Source organism: Enterococcus sp. AZ084, from assembly GCF_051714905.1.
In the GTDB taxonomy this organism is placed as follows: domain Bacteria; phylum Bacillota; class Bacilli; order Lactobacillales; family Enterococcaceae; genus Enterococcus_B; species Enterococcus_B pernyi.
In genome coordinates this window covers 1746949-1770866 of record NZ_JBIOSS010000001.1, presented here as the reverse complement: position 1 = coordinate 1770866, position 23918 = coordinate 1746949, and the positions used below count along the sequence as shown (strand labels likewise).

The following is a 23918-nucleotide window of genomic DNA, read 5'->3' as shown; positions in this document are numbered from 1 at the left end:
TTTACAGCTATGGGTAAATATTTTGGAACGGACGGTGTCCGTGGAGAAGCGAATAAAGAACTAACACCGGAATTGGCCTTCAAATTAGGACGTTGCGGCGGCTATGTACTGAGCCAACATGAGAAAGATGGAAAACGTCCACGTGTATTGGTTGGACGTGACACAAGAATTTCAGGTCAAATGCTCGAAGAAGCGTTAGTTTCTGGTCTGTTATCTGTCGGGATCGAAGTTTTTCAATTAGGTGTGATCTCTACACCAGGAGTGGCTTACTTGACACGTTTACAAAAAGCAAGCGCAGGTGTCATGATTTCTGCTTCACACAATCCAGCTCAAGATAACGGCATCAAGTTTTTTGGTGCAGATGGATTTAAATTAGATGATGACCAAGAATTAGAAATCGAAGCATTGTTAGATGCGGAAGTCGATGAATTGCCACGACCTTCTGCTGAGGGATTAGGTACAGTCGAAGAGTTCCCAGAAGGGTTGCTGAAATATTCACAATTCTTAGTACAGACGATCAATGGCGATCTTTCAGGCTTAACGGTCTGTGTAGATGCGGCAAATGGTGCAACAGCAACATCTGTCAATCGTTTGTTTGCTGATTTGGAAACTGATTTCTACACGATGGGAACAAATCCGAATGGCTTGAACATCAATGACGGTGTCGGATCAACGCATCCTGAGCGTCTAGCAGAAATGGTAGTAGAAAAAGGAGCAGACGTCGGTCTTGCCTTTGACGGCGACGGCGACCGTATCATTGCGGTGGATGAATTAGGAAATATCGTAGATGGCGATAAGATCATGTTTATCTGTGCGAAATATTTGTCAGCTAAAAATCGTCTGAAAAAAGATACGATCGTTACAACGGTCATGAGTAACCTCGGCTTCCATAAAGCGGTCGAAGAAATCGGTTTGAAAGATGTTGTGACACAAGTGGGCGACCGCTATGTGGTCGAAGAAATGCGTAAAAATGACTACAACTTCGGTGGTGAACAGTCTGGTCATATGATCTTCTTAGATTTCAATACAACAGGAGATGGTATGCTTTCTGGTATCCAATTGTTGAATATCATGAAACAAACTGGTAAAAAATTATCAGAATTAGCAGCAGAAGTAACGATCTATCCGCAAAAATTAGTCAATATCCGCGTAAGCAACAAAAACGGTGCAATGGAAGTTCCTGCAATCAAACAAGTCATTGAAGAAGCAGAAGCTGAAATGGCCGGTGAAGGACGTATCTTAGTTCGCCCTTCCGGAACAGAACCATTACTACGCGTGATGGCAGAAGCACCATCTGATGAAAAAGTAAACTATTATGTTGACAAAATCGCAGCAGTTGTCAAAGCTGAGATTGGAATCGATTAATAGAATGATATAAAAAAGAGAGTCAATCTTTGGATCATAGAGATTGACTCTCTTTTTGTGCTCGTTTCTGAAATAATGGGTCATTACACATAAGGTCATTTAAAAGACGATGGCTGTCGCATGATACAAAACGAGCGAGCAACTGCTTTACTAGATCAAATAAAAGGTGTGTCTGGAACATTAGTCCTCTGTACCACCTAAAACCGAATAAACGGCGGGAACAGAAGTAACCTCTTCGGAAATAAGGCGCCATCCACAAAAATTTGAAGAACAATTTTCGTGGATGGCGCCTTATTTCTCGAGGCTGAACACTTCTGTCCCGACCTCATCTCAAAGAGCATTGACTATTTAAAGGGTCACTTGATTGATTATTCAACCGTGACTGATTTAGCTAAGTTTCTTGGCTTATCCACATCATAGCCGCGTAGCAATGTCGCATAGTAAGCAAGCAATTGCGTCGGGATGACCATGGCAAGAGGAGAAAGGTATGGATGGACAGCAGGAATCACTAATTGATCCGTTTCTTTTTCTAATCCATGTGCCGCGATCACTAAGGTTTTGGCACCACGACTTTCAACTTCTTTTAAGTTGCCACGTGTATGAGCCCCAGTGATTTCCTCACTAATAATCCCAATTACTGGTGTGCCTTCTTCAATCAGTGCAATGGTACCGTGTTTCAATTCACCGGCAGCAAAACCTTCTGCTTGGATATAGCTGATTTCTTTTAGTTTCAAAGCAGCTTCTAAAGCGACATCGTGATCGTTGCTACGACCGATATAAAAAGCGTTGCGCGTGTCATTCAAGAATTCCGCAGCTAGTTCTTGGAGTTCATCTTTTTGGGTAATTACTGTTTCCATTGCATTCGCAACCATACTCAATTCATGCGCTACATCAAATGTCAATGAACGTTTATTGCCTTTTTGATCACCGACTGCTTTTGCAAGTAAAGCTAGTACAGCGATTTGAGCAGTATAGGCTTTAGTTGAAGCAACAGCGATCTCCGGACCTGCATGTAGCAACAGAGTGAAGCCAGCTTCTCTTGATAACGTAGAACCAGCAACGTTCGTGATCGTCAATGAAGGATGACCTAATTGATTGATCTTGACTAACACCTGACGACTATCAGCGGTTTCACCACTTTGACTTAAAAAGATAAAGAATGGTTTTTTCGATAATAAAGGCATGGTATAACCAAACTCACTGGCCAAATGGACTTCTACTGGAATGTCAGTCATTTGTTCGAAGGAATGCTTGCTCGCTAATCCTGCATGATAACTTGTGCCGCATGCCACGATGTAAATACGGTCACTTGCTAACAGTTCGTTCATCAATTTGTGATCTAAAGGAATTTCATTGTCCTCATTTAAATAGGTTTGCGCGATTTTACGCATGATGATCGGCTGCTCGTCGATTTCTTTCAACATATAGTAAGGGTATGTTCCTTTTTCAATGTCAGAAGCATCTACTTGTGCTTCATAAGAATCACGTTCTATGATCGTACCAGTCATTGTTTGGATCGTGATATCATCTACTTGAACGATCACCATTTCTTGGTCTTCGATTTCAATAAATTCTTTAGTGTAAGCAAGCATCGCCATCGCATCACTTGCGATCACATTGAATCCTTGGCCTTTACCGATCAATAAAGGGCTTTTGTTTTTGGCAACGAAAATTGTTTCAGGAGCTGTGCGATCCATCAAGGCAAAAGCGTAAGAACCTTCGATGACTTCTAGCGCTTTTCTAAATCCTTCTTGTGTATCTTGCGTTTCTTCCACGAATTTTTCAATCAAATGAACAACGATTTCCGTATCTGTTTCGCCAATGAAGTCATCAGTGGCTACGTATTGTTGTTTCAATTCTTCAAAATTTTCAATCACCCCATTGTGGACTAAAACAAAACGTCCGCTTTGTGAGTGGTGGGGGTGCGCATTTTTCTCAGCGGGTTCCCCATGAGTTGCCCATCTTGTATGACCGATACCTGCTGTACCAGTTGTTTCTAGAGATAATTTATCTTTAAGGTTTTGGATTCTACCGCGTGCTTTGACTAAATGGTCCTGTTTTCCATTTGAGACAAAGATACCCGCCGAATCATACCCGCGATATTCTAATTTTTCTAAACCATTGATCAACCCTGGTGTCACGTTCTCTAATCCAATCATTCCAACAATTCCGCACATAAAAAAACATCCTACTTTCTGTTATAAACTTGATATTAGCGTTTCCAACTGCGTAAGAAACCTTTTGTTCTACCTTCACAGATAGTTTTTATGTTTCTTTTTAGGGTGCAGTCCCTAGGGCCATCCGCCGAATCCTTCGATCAACCCTTTCCTCGTCATCTGTTAAAACAGACCTGGCGCTATTCCGTATTGGTCTAATTATCCTCCTGTTATTATTTTCTTTGGAAACATCTAAAATCATAACGTTAATGTGTGAGGTTTGTCAATGAAAAAGACAAAAAAATAAATTGGTATATATCTAATTGGGATGAACGAAAGAAAAATATCAAATTCGACTATCATCTTTTCTTGTAGTTCGGTACAATAATTATAGATAGAAGGAGGATGAAAGATGGAAGAGAAGATAGAAATCATGACGTTGGGGATGTTAAAAAAACAAATTGCAGCATTTGAAAAAACAGAACACGTGACGGATGACACTAAAATCTTTTTGGATACCGGATGGGACAGTATCCAAGAAATCGCCCCTGATGCGTTCGAAATCGAACATGCGCAACAGTTTGTCGTTGAAGATGAATTGACCCACGAACAGTTTACTGGTTACACCCTTGAAGAAAAAGCAGAAAAGATGAATGCGATACCTGGTTCTGAAACGGTGATCGTGATTAGAAATCTATATTAGGAGTGTGTAAAATGAATAAGAAACGTTGGATAGCAGTACTGATTGCTGCCGGCTTATTGGTTGTTTCGTTGGTATCATCAAGTATGACGCAACCGCAAGAAGAGGTGCAGATGGGGAACATCAATAGTTGGTTATATGGGGACGATGAAATGTCACCGGTGGTACTTGAAGAAGGCAGTGGCATGGGAAGGATCGCAAAATTGTCCGTTGATGGTGCCATAGCTAGTGGAGGCTCTTCTGGTTTATTTGCTACTGAGAGTTATAATCATGAAGACTTCTTGAAACAAATTGAAGCGATCGAAGCCGATGAACGCGTCAGTGGGATTTTATTGGAAGTCAATTCTCCGGGTGGCGGAGTTTATGAAAGTGCAGAAATTGCCAACTTACTCAACGAGGTCCGAACAGAACGTGATCTACCGATGTATGTCAGCATGAAAAATATGGCTGCCAGTGGTGGTTACTATATTTCCGCACAAGCAGATAAAATCTTTGCAACGGAAGAAACAGTGACTGGTTCAATCGGTGTCATCATGTCCGGACTCAACTATTCGGGCTTACTTGAAAAAATCGGTGTCGAAGATACAACAGTAAAAAGTGGCGCACTAAAAGATATGGGATCGGCTACTCGACCTGAAACTGAGCAAGATCATGCAGTGTTGCAAGCTTACATCGATAACGCCTATAATCGTTTTGTTAAAGTCGTTAGTGATGGAAGAAACAAATCAGAAGATGAAGTGAAAAAAGTCGCAGATGGTCGTATTTACGACGGTGTACAAGCGAAAGAAGCAGGTTTGGTGGACGAAATCGGCTATCCAACAGATGCTTTAGCTGCGATGAGAAAAGATCTTGATCTACAAGATGCTGAGTTAGTCGAATACTCAACTAGTTCTACTGGATTTGGCAATACTTGGTTTGGTGCAAAATTAGCAGAATTACAAGGGTTGCAAGCTTCTGAAACAAGTCAGATCTTGTCGTTACTTGAAAGTCTAGGAACAGCAGAATCTCCAAGAGCAATGTATCTATATGGAGGTGAGTAAGCATGAATGAGAAATCAACGAACGCGTCAACACCCGAAGAACGCTCAAAGACCAATGAGGAACCGAAAGTAGCTGAACGCACAGAGGGATCATCTAAACAAGTTTTTAAGGTAGAAGAAAATAAATTAGTAGATCCTACTAGTAGAAACCAGGATACAGTAGACGCTTCAGTTGCTCCTAAAGACGAAATTACAGCTGACAAAAACACAAGTAGCTCGTCGGAAGAACTTGAGTTTGCAGCACAAGCAAAAAATGACCAACCGGCTGTAGGACCAGATCCGGGATTTTCTCAAAAGGTGCTAAGTTCCTTTGAAGAAAAACCACTGTCAGAAACTGAGATCAAAGAAAATCAGAAAAAATGGAAAAAATATACACAACAAAAAACCGAGGAACCAAGTATCAATCGTTTTCCTTATTATTTCTTTGCCGGTTTTTGGGTTCGTTTTGCTGCGTTTTTGGTTGATTTGATTTGTATTGGGTCAATCACTCGCTTAACGTTAGGTATCGCAGTGAACCTAGGATGGCTTCAAGTTTCTGATTCTTATTTGAGTATCTATGGTAGTTTGTCGTTGATCGCCTATTTAGCTTATTTTATTTTATTGACGAAATGGAATCACGGACAGACGATTGGAAAAATGATTTTTGGTATTCGAGTGATCAGTTTTGATGAAGAGGAACTTTCATGGAGTACAGTATTAGTCCGTGAGGGCGCTTGTCGTTTCATTTTGAGATTTCCGTTACTTTTTATCGGCTATCTCCCAGTTATCTTTAGTAAGAAAAAACAACACATCGGTGATTATTTTTCAAATACGAGTGTAGTAACCATCAATATGATCAAAGCATTTAATCAAGAGATGAATGCTTGATGCTTTAGGTAGAGAAAATGGCTGAATATGGTTATTATTCAATAAGTCGTGTTAGACAAATGATAAAACAGTGAAGGGAAGAACCTAAGTGAGACCGATCGATTTTCCTGATAAATACGACAATTTGATGCGTATTGGCCAACAGGCATTAACAGATCATCAGTACAGTCAAGCAAAAGAGCTGTTTGAACGTGCATATGAACTTGAAGCAACATTTGAAGCGAATACGTTATACGTGTTGGCGCTATCAGAATTGGATATGTGGGAAGAAGCACTTCATCAAGCACTTTTGCATGAAAAACAGTATTTGATGAATGAAGAATTGGCTACTTTTTACTTTGATTTACTGATTACAGCAAAAGATTTTTTATATGCACGAAAATTGATTGCAAGTGCTGATTTTCCCGATGATTTTGAGCAAGCAGTTTTGTTGAAAATCCAACAATCAGAAGAATTAGTCGGACAGATGCGAAGACAGAAGATTCGTGAAATCTATCAACTGGTAGAAAAATTACCTTTTGAAAAACCAACTACCCAGTTGAGTTATATCCAAGAAATCGAGCAACTGCCTTACCACGAATTTATCCAGACCGCTAGAAAGTTGATCGTTTTAAAAACGGTCCATGTTCTTGTAAGGGCTAAGTTGCTTGAGTCCCTCGTTCAAGTCAAAGAAGCAGCACCGGTTGCATACTTGACGATCGAGGGAGAGTTGATCGAAGTGATACCAAAGAAAATGGTGCGTCCAGAAGAGCAAACCTCCTATCGACGAATCAAACAAATGGCGGAAGCATATGAACGAGAAGACGCCTTGATGAGTGAGAACTTGAAAGAAGAGTTTGCGATGCAATCGGCGATCGTTTATCCGATCTATGATAGCTACATTGGGAATCTTGACAAATGGTTCAAACAAACAGTAGCAACCTATACGAATCAGCCGTGTGAGGATCTTTTGGCATCTGAACAACACGAATTCACTGAAAAAAGAAATAAAATAATGACAGAACTATTATTATTCAATACGTAAAAAAACAGAGGAAAAGATAAAAAAGTCATGAAAAACGTGGATTCCCCTCGTTCAATATGTTTACAATTTGGAAGGGTTAGTGTACTATTTAAAGGTATGCATGAAACGTTTTTGATGTATCAAATGAATTTCTAAACTCGGAGGGAAATAAATGACTGCAACATTCGAAAAAAAAGGCACAAATGATGGTGTTTTAACATTTACGATCGGGCAAGACCAAATCCAAAAAGGATTGACAACTGCCTTTAATAAAGTAAAAGGAAACTTGAACGTTCCTGGATTCCGTAAAGGAAAAGTATCTCGTCAAGTATTCAACCGTATGTACGGAGAAGAAGCATTGTACGAAGATGCATTGAACGCTGTCTTACCTGAAGCATATGAAGCAGCTGTTAAAGAAGCAGCAATCGATCCAGTTTCTCAACCTAAGATCGATGTAGCAAGCATGGAAAAAGGTCAAGACTGGACGATCACAGCAGAAGTAACTGTAAAACCTGAAGTAAAATTAGGTGATTACAAAGACTTAGTGGTTGAAAAACAAGACCGTGAAGTAACAGAAGCAGACGTTGAAGAACGTATTAAACGTGAACAAGAAGCGCAAGCTGAATTAGTCATCAAAGAAGATGCTGCAGCTGAAAATGGCGACACTGTTGTCATCGATTTTGAAGGTTTCATCAACGATGAAGCATTCGAAGGCGGAAAAGGCGAAAACCATTCACTTGAATTAGGATCAGGTTCATTCATTCCTGGTTTTGAAGACCAATTAGTTGGCCACAAATCAGGCGAAAACTTAGATGTTACTGTGACATTCCCAGAAGATTATCAAGCAGAAGATCTTGCGGGTAAAGAAGCAGTCTTCAAAGTAACGATCCACGAAGTGAAAACAAAAGAAGTACCTGAACTAGATGATGAGTTCGCTAAAGATGTAGACGATGAAGTATCTACATTAGCAGAATTAAAAGAAAAATACATGAAAGAATTGACTGAAACGAAAGAAAAAGCTGCAGAAGATGCAAAAGATGAAGCAGCAATCAAATTGGCAGTCGAAAATGCGGAAATCGTTGATCTTCCACATGTCATGGTCCATGATGAAGTTCACCGTTCAATGGACGAATTCTTGAACAACATGCAACGTCAAGGAATCTCACCAGAAATGTACTACCAATTAACTGGTTCAACAGAAGAAGACTTGCACAAACAGTTTGAAGAAGAAGCAGAAATGCGTACAAAAACAAACCTTGTGATCGAAGCTGTAGCAGCTGCTGAAAACTTAGATGCAACAGAAGAAGAAATCACTGCAGAGATCCAAGAATTAGCAGAAACTTACAATATGCCGATTGACCAAATCAAACGTGTATTGACAGAAGATATGCTAAAACATGATGTGATCATGAAAAAAGCAATCGAATTGATTACAAGTACAGCAAAAGAAGCAGAATAAGCGAATCGAATTGTTGATCTGCATCTATATGAAAGAGTCCAGGCGCTTAGATGAAGCCTAGACTCTTTCGTTTTGTTTTAAACTTCTTTGATACTTTTGCTTTTTTTTAAATTATGGTATGATAGGGAAAGACTGTAAAGTCTTTGATAGTTTCTTGCGAATCAACGCAAGTTAAGGGGTGAAGACCATGTATGATAATCCAAGTGGTAATGAGACTGTACGCTGTTCTTTTTGTGGTAAAACACAAGAAGAAGTAAAGAAAATCGTAGCAGGTCCGGGGGTCTACATCTGTAACGAATGTATCGACCTATGTAAAGAAATCATTGATGAAGAATTCTATGAAGAAGCAGTACGAGAGTTTACTGAAGTACCGAAACCTTCTGAGATTCTTGAAGTATTGGATAATTATGTGATTGGACAAGAACGTGCAAAACGTTCATTGGCTGTAGCTGTTTACAATCACTATAAGCGTGTCAATCAAGAAGCACAAGACAGCGATGATGTCGAATTGCAAAAAAGCAATATCTGCCTGATCGGTCCAACTGGTTCAGGTAAAACATTCTTAGCACAAACATTAGCAAAAACATTGAATGTACCATTTGCCATTGCTGATGCAACAAGTTTGACAGAAGCGGGTTATGTAGGTGAAGATGTCGAAAATATCTTATTGAAACTTTTGCAATCTGCTGATTACAATGTTGAACGTGCGGAAAAAGGAATCATCTACATTGATGAGATCGACAAAATTGCACGTAAAAGCGAAAATGTATCGATCACACGCGATGTATCAGGGGAAGGCGTACAACAAGCCTTACTGAAAATCTTGGAAGGAACAGTTGCCAGTGTGCCGCCACAAGGTGGACGCAAACATCCTCATCAAGAATTCATCCAAATCGATACGACGAATGTGTTGTTCATTGTCGGTGGTGCGTTTGATGGCATCGAAACAATCGTAAAAAATCGTATGGGCGAGAAAACGATTGGTTTCGGTACACAGAACCAAAAACTTTCAGAAAATGAAAGTGTCATGCAACATATCATTCCTGAAGATCTATTGAAGTTCGGCTTGATCCCAGAGTTTATCGGACGCTTACCTGTAATGGCTGCGTTAGAAAAACTAACAACCGACGATTTAGTTCGTATCTTGACGGAACCGAAAAATGCGTTAGTGAAACAATACCAAAAATTACTTTCACTAGATGACACTGCTTTAGAATTCGAACCAGAAGCACTAAAAGCTATTGCGAAAAAAGCAATTGAGCGTAATACTGGTGCACGTGGTTTGCGTTCGATCATCGAAGAAATCATGATGGATGTCATGTTTGATATTCCTTCTGATGAAACGATCGAAAAAGTGATCATTACAAAAGAAGCTGCCGAACTTACCGGCAAACCAACAGTTATTTACAAAGACTCAGAAAAAAAAGCGGGATAAAATGAAAGGAGCAGTCGTGAAAGTTTTAGCAGCTTTTTCGACTACTCCTTTTCATTCTGTCGAAGAAAGTGGAGAGGGATTGAGCCGCTTTGCCGCTTTGAAGGAGAGAGAGCATATGAAAGTCCATCATGCGGATATTGTGATCAGTGCGGTTGCACCGAAACAATATCCAGAAACAGATCTACCAGAGATTGCCTTAGCAGGTCGCTCAAATGTCGGGAAATCTTCCTTTATCAATACGCTGATCGATCGAAAGAATCTCGCACGTACATCAGGTAAACCAGGGAAAACACAAACCCTGAATTTTTATCTGATCGAAAATGCGTTGCATTTTGTCGATGTTCCAGGTTATGGTTACGCGAAAGTTTCTAAAACTGAGCGTGCGAAATGGGGACAGATGATCGAAACTTATTTGACATCAAGAGAACAATTAAAAGCAGTGGTGTCACTGGTGGATGTTCGCCATAAACCATCGCAAGAAGATATCCAAATGTATGAATTCTTAAAATACTATGATATCCCAGTGATCGTTGTTGCGACAAAAGCAGATAAGATCCCTCGTGGAAAATGGAACAAACACGAAAGCGAAATTAAAAAAGCATTGAATTTCGATCGCAATGACACATTCATTTTATTTTCTTCTGTAACTAAACAAGGAAAAGAAGAAGCGTGGAAAGCGATCGAAGACGCGATCAGCGAGTAAACAAATAAGACTTGATACTTAGGTTGAAAGGCAAACTTTCAAAAGCTAAGGCATCAAGTCTTTTTTGTTTATTTCTTTTTTTTGTCTTTTTTTGGGTCGCTTTTTGGTTTTAAAAAGCGGTCAATGTCTTCTTTTGGAGCAACGGTCTTTTCCGGATCAACGCCAAAAGATTCAAATAGTTTGTCGAAATTATCTGTACGCTCAAATTTCAATCCCATGTTTATCACCTCTTTCTTTATTTTAACATGCTACCCCTCAATCGGTGGCATAAGACGAAAAGTTTTAGTTTTTTTTTATTATTCGTTATAATTTGATTATAAATAGATTTGAGAGAGGTGAGAAATATGGTGTCGAAAGAAAAAATGATGTTCCGTCTCGTCTTGACCAGAGATCGTACGAACGAAAAAGAAGAAGCCTATGATTGGTCCATGCTGACTCGTATCTTACTTACCCCTGACTTTTTCCAAACCTCTCGTCATACGAAAGAACCATATACCTTAATTGCACTAAAAAAAGCCTTAGAAGAAGTCTCTGATGAAGAGATCGGTTGGTTTGAAATTTATCAGAATGATCTCACTTGCCGTTTCGAATTTGGCTATCATCATCTCCAAATTGATTATCAGTTTTTGTGGCAGATATTTCAAAAAAATGAATCGGTGATTCGAAACTATCTTCAAACAAAAATGCAAAAAAATGGTATTTTTGCTTATATGAGAAGTGTCGAAGAATATTTATATCATAATACGAAAGAAATCGAGAAGCGTTTATCCTTTGAATCTGCCGAGAACATCGAGAAGTTGCCTAAAATCAAAGGGCGAAATGGGCAGATTGAGGTAGATTGTAATCAGTTTCCCGGTTATGATCTAATCGTAGAAGGGCGTTGTTTTACTTCTTGTTGGGAAATGTATTATAGTCAATATTATTATCGACTGATCCCTAAAGAGATTTTTTTGGAAATGCAACAGGTGGAGGAAATCACCCAATACGAGAATCAAGTCATTGGTATCCAGTTGTATCGCGAGCCATTTCGTTGGCAAAGTGAAGCGAATTTAAAATTTCAACAATACTATCGAGATCAATTAGGCTTTGATCATTTGTCGTGGGACAATGGCGTTGGTTTACTGAAAGAGCCATTTGTCGAGTATGCCTATACTCAGGACTCCTTGCAAGCGGTCCAGTATCAAAATCATTTGATGCAACCAACAGAAAAGAAGAAAGCAACATTTTTCGTAACAAGAAGCTATGATTTTGCTACTTACGATTACAAAGAAAAAAGAGCGAGAGGTGTCCTGAATCGTCAAGCATTTTTTCCTTGGGTCGATGAAAGCCATAGCCAGTTGATCTGTTATAAAGTGATCGATCCAACATTCATGTTAGACAAGGGGATCGATGCTTATAGTTATTATATTAATGAATACTTGAATGTTGAAGCCCCCGATGAAATGTACCAAGACTATTTGACCTCATTGCGTATTTATTTGCCGACTAAGTTTTTAGCTGATTTTCCCATCGAGGAGATCCGCAATCGATTATCAGAGATCCAATTCAAACGAATACGCAAGAGAAGAGGACGTTTAAGCTTTGATGCAGTTCAAGGAAAAAAACGTCTTCGGGTCGTCTTGTTAGATCAAGCGGAATTGTCTGGGAATCTATTGATGCAGAAAAATTAGCTGATTTCAATCATTTGCAAGAAAAGCTGGATCATACTGAGATGATCGGAAAAGAGAAATGGTAAAGTAGTTTAAAATCTAAAATATCAGAAGGCATCCACAAAAATTGAAGTATGATTTTGTGGATGCTTTCTTACTTGTAGTTGAAGTTACGTGTGTATTCAAGATTTTTATCGTTTTTGAATGTTTTTGAATGAATCTTGTTGAATGTTAAATAAAAATATGCTAGAATCTATCGTGAGGTGATCGTGGAAATGCTTACAGAAGAACGTAAACAGAAAATCCTACAACTATTGGAACAACATAAAATTGTCAAATCCCAAGAGTTAGTAGTCTTGTTAGATGCTTCTGAATCAACGATTAGACGGGATCTTCAAGAGTTAGAAGATGAAGGTTTATTGCAACGTATCCATGGAGGAGCAAAAAAAGAGGATCTTTTAGGTTTTGAACAAAACATGAGTGAAAAAACGCTCAAAAACGTTCATGAAAAGCAAATGATTGCACGATTAGCAGCAGAACTGGTGAACGATGAGGAAGTCATTTATCTTGATGCAGGATCAACCACGTTAGAGATGATTCCTTTTTTAAAAGATAAACAGATCACTGTGGTGACCAATTCAGTGAAACATGCTGCCGCGCTAGTTGATCTACAAATCTCAACGATCGTCCTAGGGGGGCAAGTGAAACTCTCAACGAATGCAGTGTTAGGAGCTAATACACTTAGCCAATTACAGGCTTACCATTTTAATAAAGCATTTATGGGAATGAATGGCGTTCATCTTGAACGTGGATTCACTACCCCAGATCCAGAAGAAGCAGCGGTCAAACGCTTAGCCATTACAAATGCCCAAGATAGTTATGTTTTACTTGACCATACGAAGTTCAATAAGCAAACCTTTGTTTCTGTTGCACCACTGCAAGATGCCACGATCATAACCGAGCGTTGTCCACTAGAATTTCTTGACGACTACAGTGAACGGACGACAATTAAGGAGGCAAATCAATGATTTATACAGTAACGCTTAATCCATCCATCGATTTTATCGTACGAGTAGATGGATTAAAACTCGGTGATTTAAATCGAATGACCGAAGATTTCAAAGTCCCTGGAGGAAAGGGGATCAATGTTTCCCGTATTTTGAAGCGCATCGATTCTGATTCGACCGCTTTAGGATTTCTTGGTGGTTTCACTGGGAATTTTATTTCTGACTGGTTGAAAGAAGAACAAATCGCAACAGCTTTTACACAAGTGGAAGAAGATACTCGGATCAACATCAAATTAAAGTCTGATTCTGAAACAGAGATCAATGGACAAGGACCAACAATCTCGGATCAAGCCATTGAACGGTTGAAAGCAGAATTAGCAACAGTTGGAGCAGACGATATCGTGGTATTATCAGGAAGCGCACCTGCGAGTTTACGTGCTGGATTCTATCAAGAATTGATTGAGATCATCCGCGACAAAGGTGCTGAGTTTGTGATCGATACTACCGGCGATGATTTGAAAGAAGCATTAAAAAAAGAACCGTTGTTGATCAAACCAAACAATCACGAATTAGCTGAATTGTATGATGTGACATTCCATTCCGTTGAAGATATCATTCCTTACGGCAAGAAATTATTGGCAGAAGGAGTAAAAAATGTGTTGATTTCAATGGCTGGCGATGGTGCTTTATTGTTCACAAAAGAAGGAACCTACCGTTCCAATGTATTAGTTCGACCATTGAAAAATTCAGTGGGTGCCGGAGACTCGATGATTGCTGGTTTTATCGGTTCATATAGCAAACATAGAGATGCGGTAGAAGCGTTCAAGTGGGGCGTGGCATGTGGAAGTGCAACTGCTTTTTCGGATGATTTAGCGGTTCGCCCATTCATTGATGAATTGTTACCAGAAGTAGAAATAACAAAAATTGATTAATATCGTGGGGGATAAATCATGGAAATCAAAGACTTAATGATCAAAGATGCGATGATCATGGATCTACAGGCAACTGATAAAAAAGGCGCCATCGATGAAATGGTCCAAAAAATGTATGATGCAGGTCGTATCTCAGATATCGAAACTTATAAACAAGGGATCTTAGCTCGTGAAGCTCAAACATCCACTGGGCTAGGCGATGGCATTGCAATGCCACATGCGAAGAACGCTGCTGTCAAAGAAGCAACAGTTTTGTTTGCGAAAAGCAAGAAAGGCGTAGATTATGAAGCACTAGATGGTCAACCAACTTTCTTATTCTTTATGATCGCCGCACCAGAAGGAGCAAACGACACACATTTGCAAGCATTAGCTGCCTTATCACGTTTATTGATCGATCCAGATTTTGTTGGAAAATTAAAAGAAGCAGGAACACCGGAAGAAGTCCAAGAATTGTTCCAAACAGCTGAACAACAAAAAGAAGCAGAAGCGGTAGCAGAACAAGAAGAAGCAGCACAAACAGCGGCTTCATCTAACAAAAAATTCGTTGTTGCAGTTACTGCATGTCCGACAGGGATCGCCCATACTTACATGGCTGAAGATGCGCTGAAGAAAAAAGCCAAAGAGATGGGTGTTGAGATCAAAGTTGAAACAAACGGTTCAGAAGGAATCAAAAACCGTTTGACTGCTGAAGATATTGCTCGTGCAGATGGCGTCATCATTGCGGCTGATAAAAAAGTCGAAATGAATCGTTTTGACGGAAAAGAATTAGTCAATCGTCCAGTAAGTGACGGTATTCGAAAAACTGAAGAATTGATCAACTTAGCTGTCAGCGGCTCAGCACCAGTTTTCCATGGTGATGGAAAAGAAAATTCTTCTGACGAAGGAAATGCAGATGGAACGATCGGCCAACGAATCTATAAAGATTTGATGAACGGTGTTTCTCACATGTTACCATTCGTTATCGGTGGTGGGATTGCCATTGCCTTATCATTCATGGTCGACCAATTCATGGGTGTACCACAAGATCAATTAGCCAACCTTGGGAATTACAACCAAGCGGCAAGCTGGTTCAATCAAATTGGACAAGCCGCATTTGGCTTTATGTTACCAGTTTTAGCTGGATTCATTGCGTCAAGTATTGGTGACCGTCCTGGATTGATCGTTGGTTTTGCAGCGGGAGCATTAGCAAATACTGGCGGTGCTGGGTTCTTAGGTGCCTTGATCGGTGGTTTCTTAGCAGGTTATGTGATCGTCTTCTTACGTAAATTGTTTAAAAACTTGCCTAAGTCACTGGAAGGAATCAAAACGATTCTATTCTATCCTGTTTTTGGATTATTGATTACCGGTTTCTTGATGTTGATGGTCAATGTACCGATGAAAGCACTGAATGATGGTTTGAATAGTTTCTTATCTGGACTTAGCGGTTCAAATGCTGCATTATTAGGTGCGTTACTTGCTGGGATGATGGCTGCCGATCTAGGTGGACCAATCAATAAAGCAGCATATGTGTTCGGTACAGCAACATTAGCAACCACTGTCGCAACTGGTGGTAGTGTTGTGATGGCTTCCGTTATGGCAGGAGGAATGGTTCCACCATTAGCTATCTTCGTTGCAACACGTTTGTTTAAAAATAAATTTAGTAAAACAGACCAAGATGCTGGGTTGACAAACATTGTCATGGGTCTCTCCTTCGTAACCGAAGGATCAATTCCATTCGCCGCAGCTGATCCAATCAGAGCCATTCCAAGTTTCATTATTGGTTCTGCATTGACAGGTGGTTTAGTAGGAGCGTTTGGTATCAAATTGTTAGCACCACATGGCGGGATCTTCGTTGTCTTCTTACTAAGTCATCCGATTATGTATCTTGTATTCATTGCAATTGGTGCAATTGTTTCAGGAGTAATTTATGGTGCTTTAAGAAAATCACCAGATGCAGTCAAAGTAGCATAGTTCTTAATTCAAAACAGTAAAAGTACGGATCAGAATCTATTCTGGTCCGTATTTTTTTTGTTCTAGAAAAGACTTTTCCGTTGGAGAAGCACATGCGTTTTCTCATATGCTTTTAATAGCGCATTGTAGTCTTTAGTACATAAATAAGTGGGAGAATAAGGTTAACCGAACTTTTGCTATCATACCTACCATGATAGCCTTGATCAAACAGAATCACGAGTATTTTTATCTGTGAAAATCCGAACAGTTTAATCATTAGAATTAGGAATAGAAGTTATTAAAAAACACAAAAGTTATTTATTGACACTTTATTTACCGTTGTAGTATTATCGTTTTATCATACAAGTTTAATCTTATGCACATTATTTTATATTTATATATTAATGGTAGGGAGGTAATTTTTTTTGATTAAATTCCTTTTTTTTATTGGCTTTTTTACCTTTTTGTTTGTTCCTTTGACAAATAACTATGCGGATGATGTTTATTTTGAAGTTATTAAAAATGATGTTTCAATTGGAAATGAGAGCTATTACGAATCTGAATTAGAAAATGATGAAGAAATAATACAACAAAGCGATAGTGAAAAAGAGTATTCGTATGAGGTAGAGAACAAGGAAAATTTTGAAAGAGAGGAACGACTAAAAGAGGAAACAGGAAGCAGTGCTTTTTTACAAAATGAGGAAGGAATCAACTTGAGAGGGGATCATCTAGGCACAGAAGCAAATCCATTTCTCGCTGGAACGGCGAGTGAATTAAGAAATGTTTTGAATACGATCCGAACAGATCCAGGCACTGGGATCTATTACGTCCGCTTGACAAACAACATTTTTTATAATGCCTCAGATGTTTTTGATATCCATAAAAATGTAGTGATCGACGGACAAGGGTTTCATATGTTATATGCCAATAATGCAAGTACGATTGCAAGTAATACAGGGTTTCGCATCAGAACTTCAGGGATAGAAGCGACATTACGAAATATGAATTTTGGTAGTGATACTTTAACAGATGCGTCGGGGCGAGTGTATGACAACAATACGTATTATGGCATCATTGGTTCAGCAGGAACGACAGGGATCATCTTTACCGCAATTTTAGAAAACGTAAATTATCATGCACGTACGGGTGCTCAACCATTTTTAACATGGAATCAGCAATCAAGGTTTGTATTCAAAGGAGAAAATACATTCACTAGCCGAGCGGGTACAAGTAGTCAGGAATTTATGGAAGGCTATAATGTCATTTTTGCTGAAGGATCGAAAACGACGATCGACCATCAAACAGAACTACATACCGGTTTCTTTTTTGCCTATGGAACTGGGGGATCGGCTGGTAGCGATGGTCGTTTACGCATTACAGTAGAAGAAAATGCAGAAGTCCATATTATCTCTTCCAAGCAAAACTTTACTTTTGGGGCAGATGTCATTTTTACGATAGCAGACAGTGCGAAGTTCTTTTATCAACAAGCAGCTAACCGTCCTTTGATTTTCTCCAATGCGCGATCTACCACGATCAATATCGAAAAAAATGCACAAGCTACATTTTTAAGTCATGGTCGAATCAATTCAGGAGGGAATGTTACTTTTAATGTTAACGAACCGGACTTTATTCGTTTCCAAAATACTGGAAATACTAATGGGTTATTTGCAAGAAATATGGCATTCAATCGATTAGATGGAATTTTGGGTGAGGTTGGTGACTATCAGTTTTATTATTTAAATCAAGCACAAAACTTACAAAGAAGAGAAGTTCCTGGAAGAGTTTCTCAAACATTAGCGGACAACCAGTTTAGCCATACTGCCTTGCGACAAGCGGTCTATCAAAAAGGTATCCAAGTGACTTGGGACAATGTGGTGGATGTTGGTATTGGTAAAAGCGAATTACTCACTAAGATCGATTCCTATGAACCGGCTAGACGTATCTTGACAAAAGTGAATTATAAGTTGAGTACAGAGCGTCTGTGGAGCGGTGATTCAATTACATCGGATAGCGCACAAGCAGCCATCGACCAGGCAACACTTGATACATCAGGTGTTGTCGCCGCTGAAAAATCTACGAACTTGTCATGGCACAATGGTCAGTTACGGGCTGGAACATACTATGTCTATGTTCAGGTCGCTGCAGCGGTCAATGACGATCCGCAAATGCAACTTTTTGCAAGTGAGAGTCTATGGGAAGAAAAGCAAATTACGATTGACCGAAGTCCGATCCATGTGGAAGTTCCTTTGCAGAAACTGTTTGATATTCGTGAATCAGGGACTTTCTATAAAATTGAACACAGTCAACCAATCATTAGTCATAGCAATTTCCCAATTGATTTTTCTGTCACTTCTGTCACGAACCGTTCGGCAAACCCGACGATCACTTTAGTCGATCAGATCAATGAAGTGAGTGACGATCATTTATTGCTTAATATTGGGGCAACGGATGGACAAAAATTAGGACCATTGGTGATAGGTGAAAACAAACTAGACGCGATGGTACTACAGCCTTTCTTAACTGATCCGCTGGAACTTTTTTTAAAGGGCGAATTTTCTGGGTCTATTTTTAAAAAGCATGAAGTAGATTTTCGACTAACTTATACGCTATCAGCAAAAGGAGATGAGGATTAATGGAAGAAGAAATGGATCAAAAACGTAAAAAACAAATTATCATCATATTCATGCTTTTCTTAATGCTAATTGCCGGTTGGCTGCTTTACCGCCATTTTTCACAAGAAACGCCCGAACCAGTGACACTTGTTAGTGGGGAATTCCTTCCAGATGGAAAAGATGCGCAACGAATCTCAGAAGAAGAGTTGTTAGAATTATCGCAAACAGCAGTTGATAGAAGTAAATTCAATCTAATTATTTCACCAGAGGCGACGTTTAATCACCGAACGCTGCAAGGTGAATTGATGATCAAGAACCCACTTGAAAATGGCCATCCCATCAATGTGGAAATACGAAAACAGAGTAACGATGAACTTGTTTATACATCTGGCGCAATCCAGCCAGGGTATGAAATAAAAGAGGTGACACTTGAACAGTCACTGGAGAAAGGAGAACATCCATCTGTAGCAATGTTTAGCTTGTACGATCCAGATACGAATCAAAAAAAAGGACAAGTAGCAGCTGGGGTAACACTAATCATCGAATAAAAAATACAATAGACAGGGGAATATTAGGATGAAAAAGAAATTATTAGCAAGTTTATTCGTTTTAGGAACAACTGCGGGAGCGTTCTCGCCAACGACGATTTTAGCAACGGATGTTATTGGAGAACCAACGGCAGATATTCAAATCAACGGTTCTTTGGGATTAGACAATACAGATCCTGAAGAAGAAATCGAAGAAGGTGATACCAATTGGATCAATGTCACACTGGACACTGCGACGATTTTTTATAATCTTGCAGGCACAACCAGCATAAATTCACCAACCTACACTATCGCTAATAATTCTGGTCGGCCAGTAGCCGTGTCAGTTAAAAATTTCGCAAGCAATTCTGGCGATTATTCCGCGATCTCTGCCTTAGATATTGTTTCACCATCACCTTTATCAGCATCAAGAAGATTGATCACCACCGGTCAACTGGAAGATTTCGTACCTGAATCATCCGGAGTGATGTTCACTTTAGCAAATCATGAAGGAAGGTTGACAGCTACTGGTAATACCACAAACCCGAGCGCTACAACTTTTAGTTATAGGGGTGCTGTCACGTCACCTGATGTTTCAGAAGCAAGTCCGTCATTTACACTAACACTGCAATTAGACGCCGTGAACTTTTAAACCTAAGTTAGAAGGGATGCTATGAGTACTACAACGATTGACTTGAATGGAAGGCTAGGTATAGAAACGCCGGCACTTACACCATCACCCGACGAATCACCCACGACCGAAAGAAATCAGGTGGCTCGTACAGAAGTGAAGGTGGTTCAACCAATGCCCCAGACAAATGATCAAACAGGTATATATCTTTCGCTTTTAGGATTCGTGTTGATTTTTATGATAGTAGGGGTATGGTTCCTAAGACAGCAATTGGATAATACATGATTCAAGAAGTAAGACTTACACAATAAATGCTCAAAAATCCAAAAGAGTAGGTATTGAGAAAGTTTCAAATAAAATGAACAGAAAGTAGATGAACATCTCTTTTCTGTTCTTTTTTATATCGTCAGCAAAAAGACCTTAATAGGTAGCACTTGCTTAATTCAAAAGAAACGTAAACGCTATCGAAAACCAAAAATAGCGATGTTGTGAATAAAGCTTTAGCATGTATCGAAAACAGCTACTCATTCGCCACGTTTTTTGGCAATTTGAATCAAACATATTGTACTAGTAATATTTCCTACTGATTTGAATTCTACTAATGACAAAGATCGGTTGACGCGATACATAGATTTCATGTGGCACTTATTGCATAAACAACCTTAAAAAATGAGTATCATCTATGAGACTAAAAAATTATTTGTTATTGTTTTGTACAATTTGTACATCCGTAAATATGGATCAAGTTTGAATGGTTCGGCTGTTTAGCTACGATAATACCTCCCCTAATATTTTGATAGGAGAGATATTATTTTTTTATTGTTTATATAACAGTTGTTTTCAGCGTTTTGCAATAGAACATATTTTGACTACAAATAAAATGATGTAGTATCATTATTTTGCAATCTTTATTTAATCTTATTTTAATCAATATGGAGATAGCAAGGAGTACCAGTAAAACTTACTCGATTATTGTTTGTGATCTGATTGTCTATAAAGGGGTAAAGCATGCTTGAAGCAATAGGAAGAGTTTTATCATTGATTCATGAGCGACATAAGAGCAATGGAGAGTTTCTGTGCCGATTAACCTCGCGATGATCGGACGAGAAAGCTAGACTAACGGGAAGAAAAGGAGGTCGTTATGAAAAAATTATCACGTTTACTTATTTTTGTTTCTATTATTTGTTTTACTAGCTCTACAATGAGTCAGCATTATGCACTAACGGATAAAATGGAAAGCGACAAACCAGCAACTATTAACAATTCAGAAAGTGTTATCTCGAATGATTCAATAAATATACCAACAGAAGCTGATAGCCGGTCGCAGGAAGAAACAGACGAAATCCCTACAGACTCTCAACAAAGCTTTTCCGATAAAAACGATGAGGATGTTATACCAGCAACAATTTTAAATGATAGCTCCGATCATTCAATTACTGCCTATGCAGGAAGTGGAACTGAGATTGATCCTTATTTGGTAGGTTCTCAGGCCGAAATGATCAGCGCTTTGGCTATGATTCAAAATGATTCTGGTACTGGGATCTATTATATTGAGTTAACTGGAAATATTATTTATGACGGGGCCACCATTGTTTTTAATATTCACAAAGACGTAATAATTGATGGGAAAGGCTATTATGTATTGCATAATAATGACAGCCCCTCTAGAGCTGAAAGATTATTTAATGTCGCTGTAGCAGGGTTAACTGTTACACTCAGAAACATGAATTTTGGCAGTGATACACTGATGGATGGGAACAATATGCTCTATAATAAAAATCCGTCTCGTTTGATCTATAGAGAAAGTGTTAGCCCATCTTCTATTTATGATGTATCTGTAATTATTGAAAATATCAATTACTATGGAACAGTATATTTTGATGTGATTTCTGCAGCAAGAGTGACATTTAAAGGGCACAATTCATTTAGAAATTCGGGAAGATTTGTCATCAACCACCAAGTATTCTTTGCGGAAAATTCAACGACTGTAATTGAGGGAATGCAACCTTCAAGTTCTACGATCGATTACTGTTTTTACTTGAGTAATGCTAGTTTAAACGAACCATTTGTCATTGACAGAAATGCCGAATTATCCATAGTAACACCCACTCCTAAAGCAATATCTGCGATAAATTCTATTAGAATGGATATAAGGGAAGAGGCGAGACTATTCATTCATACGACGCACCCGACAGCTTTTTCATCCTATATGATTTATCACACTCAATATGCGAATGCTGTTGGAACAATGATACTTGTTGGACCAAACGCTACTGTCGTACATGAGAGTCAAACAATGATCGGCAATTCTTATACATTTATGGCTAATAAACCAAAATATATCGCTTTTAGAGCAGCTTCAAGACAAACATTAGCTGGGAGAGGGATATTTGCAGTTAATCGACTGGACACAGCAAGTGCGTTTGGTGGTCATTACCAAGTTAGCTATAGGTATGCCAATACGCAACTTGGCACTTTAAGTGTATTTCCAAATACGGCAGTATCAAGGGATTTAACTAATATATATAGTGGGAGTTCTGGCACGTATGATATTATCTATCAGCCAAATTTTGTGATCGACGAGGTTCAAGTAGAACCAGAGGTGGGTATAGATCTAAGTAATTTAACCACTACTATCAATACAACGAGGCCGCCTGAGCGACCGCTAACAAAGTACGATTTCAAATTAAGTAAGCAACGGTTGTGGACAGGCAGTTCAATCAATACGCAGGCTGCACAAACTCAAATCAACAATGCTACCTTAACAACGAATGGTATGGTTGCTGTTCGATCTTCCTCTACCGAAAGCTTTTGGCAAGAGCAAAAACTTTATGCTGGTACCTATTATGTCTACGTGAAAGTGACTGGTCAACTACAAGAAGATCCTGAACTAGCCCATTTGACAAGTGAAAGCTCTTGGTATGAAGTCGTTATCGAAATGCCGAAAAGTCCATTAAATGTCGAAGTTCCTTTAGAAAAAATATTTAAAATTCGTGAAGAAGGGCCATTTGATACGTTTGAATCGTCTCAACCGGTTGTCAGCCGTAGTAATTTTCCAATCAATCTAATGGTTACCGAAGTCGTGGAACATACCACAGATTCGCCTGTGGCATTGGTGAATGAAATTTTACCTGGCGCAAACAAACAGCTACGTTTGCACTTAGGGACGACAAATAACCAAGATTCTGGTCCTCTAGTTGTGGGACTGAATCAAGCATCTCCCATCGAAATACTCCCATTTTTAGATAATCCGTTGCATTTATATCTCAAGGGAGAATATGCTGGGGGACTCCAGCAAAAACATGAGGTCAGCTATTCATTTGTTTATCAGTTGACAGCCAAATAATCAAGTGGAAATGAGCAGCTAATCAGTTATGATGTTTGATTTTTGTTGATATAAGAGGAACGTTTGAAGCTGATTATCGTTGAGTAGAGGAAGGTAAGGGATAGTATGGAGACAAATATAGAGCTAAAAGGCGAATTAGGTATTGTTGATAGTCGACCGCCCACTGAAGAAAGTAAACCATCACCTGGTGAAAGTCAGCCGTCAACAGAGAGTAGTTCTTCTGAGGAGCGTACATCAACGACGGATCAAACGACCACCTCTGAACAACAGGAACAAACAAAGGATACAAGCACCGTCGTGTTGACAGATACTCAAGTAAATACCCAGATACCGATCAAAGTTGAAACGCAAACGATTGATTATTTTCCGAAAACTAATGAGCAATCGGAACCTTTATTTGTCACTTGGACTGGTATTTTTCTGGTAATTGCTGTAATCAGCTATCACATTATAGATCGTAAAATGGACAAATGATTTAGTTTATCTAATGAAAGGAAATGAAGGATCAAGTTGAGAAAACAGTAAACATCATCTAGCCATGTCGTTTATGATTACTAT

The 23918-nt window shown here is 39.1% G+C and carries 20 protein-coding genes; 18 read left to right on the top strand and 2 right to left on the bottom strand.

The window, feature by feature from the left end; translation table 11 throughout:
- The first annotated feature begins 9 nt into the window (after positions 1 to 9).
- On the top strand, positions 10 to 1365 hold the full coding sequence (gene glmM, locus IGI79_RS08105; RefSeq protein ID WP_010735243.1) for a phosphoglucosamine mutase: 1356 nt from the start codon (positions 10 to 12) through the stop codon (positions 1363 to 1365).
- A gap of 368 nt (positions 1366 to 1733) precedes the next feature.
- On the opposite strand, the gene glmS is transcribed toward glmM, so the two are convergent.
- Complete coding sequence (gene glmS, locus IGI79_RS08100) at positions 1734 to 3542, bottom strand: glutamine--fructose-6-phosphate transaminase (isomerizing) (protein WP_438845833.1); 1809 nt, start codon at positions 3540 to 3542, stop codon at positions 1734 to 1736.
- A 391-nt stretch (positions 3543 to 3933) separates the two neighbouring features.
- Between glmS and IGI79_RS08095 the strand changes: the two genes are divergently transcribed.
- The 7 genes from IGI79_RS08095 to yihA all read left to right on the top strand — a co-directional run bounded on the left by IGI79_RS08095 (position 3934) and on the right by yihA (position 10727).
- The gene (locus IGI79_RS08095; RefSeq protein ID WP_065097096.1) at positions 3934 to 4224 is read left to right on the top strand and encodes a hypothetical protein; all 291 of its coding nucleotides are present in this window, start codon (positions 3934 to 3936) and stop codon (positions 4222 to 4224) included.
- A gap of 11 nt (positions 4225 to 4235) precedes the next feature.
- Positions 4236 to 5261 (top strand): signal peptide peptidase SppA, encoded by a 1026-nt coding sequence (gene sppA, locus IGI79_RS08090; protein ID WP_438845832.1) that lies wholly within the window; start codon positions 4236 to 4238, stop codon positions 5259 to 5261.
- Positions 5262 to 5449: 188 nt separating this feature from the next.
- Positions 5450 to 6127, top strand: coding sequence for an RDD family protein (locus IGI79_RS08085; RefSeq protein WP_065097104.1), 678 nt, complete (start codon positions 5450 to 5452; stop codon positions 6125 to 6127).
- 88 nt (positions 6128 to 6215) lie between these two features.
- Entirely contained in the window at positions 6216 to 7151 is a 936-nt protein-coding gene (locus IGI79_RS08080) for a hypothetical protein (protein WP_065097098.1), read from the top strand.
- Positions 7152 to 7302: 151 nt separating this feature from the next.
- Positions 7303 to 8589 carry a trigger factor gene (gene tig / locus IGI79_RS08075; RefSeq protein ID WP_010735252.1) on the top strand — a complete coding sequence of 429 codons (1287 nt, stop codon included), beginning with the start codon at positions 7303 to 7305 and terminating at the stop codon, positions 8587 to 8589.
- Between the two features lie 187 nt (positions 8590 to 8776).
- On the top strand, positions 8777 to 10024 hold the full coding sequence (gene clpX / locus IGI79_RS08070; RefSeq protein WP_065097099.1) for an ATP-dependent Clp protease ATP-binding subunit ClpX: 1248 nt from the start codon (positions 8777 to 8779) through the stop codon (positions 10022 to 10024).
- Between the two features lie 115 nt (positions 10025 to 10139).
- Complete coding sequence (gene yihA, locus IGI79_RS08065) at positions 10140 to 10727, top strand: ribosome biogenesis GTP-binding protein YihA/YsxC (protein ID WP_029594239.1); 588 nt, start codon at positions 10140 to 10142, stop codon at positions 10725 to 10727.
- A 68-nt stretch (positions 10728 to 10795) separates the two neighbouring features.
- On the opposite strand, the gene IGI79_RS08060 is transcribed toward yihA, so the two are convergent.
- Positions 10796 to 10945 carry an SPJ_0845 family protein gene (locus IGI79_RS08060; protein ID WP_010735255.1) on the bottom strand — a complete coding sequence of 50 codons (150 nt, stop codon included), beginning with the start codon at positions 10943 to 10945 and terminating at the stop codon, positions 10796 to 10798.
- Between the two features lie 126 nt (positions 10946 to 11071).
- Between IGI79_RS08060 and IGI79_RS08055 the strand changes: the two genes are divergently transcribed.
- The 10 genes from IGI79_RS08055 to IGI79_RS08010 all read left to right on the top strand — a co-directional run bounded on the left by IGI79_RS08055 (position 11072) and on the right by IGI79_RS08010 (position 23834).
- The gene (locus IGI79_RS08055) at positions 11072 to 12397 is read left to right on the top strand and encodes a hypothetical protein (RefSeq protein WP_438845831.1); all 1326 of its coding nucleotides are present in this window, start codon (positions 11072 to 11074) and stop codon (positions 12395 to 12397) included.
- 254 nt (positions 12398 to 12651) lie between these two features.
- Positions 12652 to 13404, top strand: coding sequence for a DeoR/GlpR family DNA-binding transcription regulator (locus IGI79_RS08050; RefSeq protein WP_065097101.1), 753 nt, complete (start codon positions 12652 to 12654; stop codon positions 13402 to 13404).
- The gene (gene pfkB / locus IGI79_RS08045) at positions 13401 to 14315 is read left to right on the top strand and encodes a 1-phosphofructokinase (RefSeq protein ID WP_108145453.1); all 915 of its coding nucleotides are present in this window, start codon (positions 13401 to 13403) and stop codon (positions 14313 to 14315) included. The genes IGI79_RS08050 and pfkB overlap by 4 nt, the downstream gene beginning before the upstream one ends.
- Positions 14316 to 14333: 18 nt before the next feature.
- Positions 14334 to 16265 (top strand): PTS fructose transporter subunit IIABC, encoded by a 1932-nt coding sequence (locus tag IGI79_RS08040; RefSeq protein ID WP_438845830.1) that lies wholly within the window; start codon positions 14334 to 14336, stop codon positions 16263 to 16265.
- 404 nt (positions 16266 to 16669) lie between these two features.
- Positions 16670 to 18877, top strand: coding sequence for a hypothetical protein (locus IGI79_RS08035; protein ID WP_438845829.1), 2208 nt, complete (start codon positions 16670 to 16672; stop codon positions 18875 to 18877).
- Between the two features lie 62 nt (positions 18878 to 18939).
- Positions 18940 to 19404, top strand: a complete 465-nt coding sequence (locus tag IGI79_RS08030; RefSeq protein WP_438846066.1) for a hypothetical protein — start codon at positions 18940 to 18942, stop codon at positions 19402 to 19404.
- Between the two features lie 28 nt (positions 19405 to 19432).
- A complete protein-coding gene (locus IGI79_RS08025; RefSeq protein ID WP_108145451.1) occupies positions 19433 to 20035 on the top strand; it encodes a hypothetical protein in 603 nt (200 codons plus the stop codon).
- Between the two features lie 21 nt (positions 20036 to 20056).
- On the top strand, positions 20057 to 20299 hold the full coding sequence (locus tag IGI79_RS08020; RefSeq protein WP_065096849.1) for an LPXTG cell wall anchor domain-containing protein: 243 nt from the start codon (positions 20057 to 20059) through the stop codon (positions 20297 to 20299).
- A gap of 856 nt (positions 20300 to 21155) precedes the next feature.
- Positions 21156 to 23360: a hypothetical protein gene (locus tag IGI79_RS08015; protein WP_195273120.1), complete on the top strand. Its 2205-nt coding sequence runs from the start codon at positions 21156 to 21158 to the stop codon at positions 23358 to 23360.
- A gap of 105 nt (positions 23361 to 23465) precedes the next feature.
- Positions 23466 to 23834 (top strand): hypothetical protein, encoded by a 369-nt coding sequence (locus tag IGI79_RS08010; protein WP_195476000.1) that lies wholly within the window; start codon positions 23466 to 23468, stop codon positions 23832 to 23834.
- The last annotated feature ends 84 nt before the right edge of the window (positions 23835 to 23918 follow it).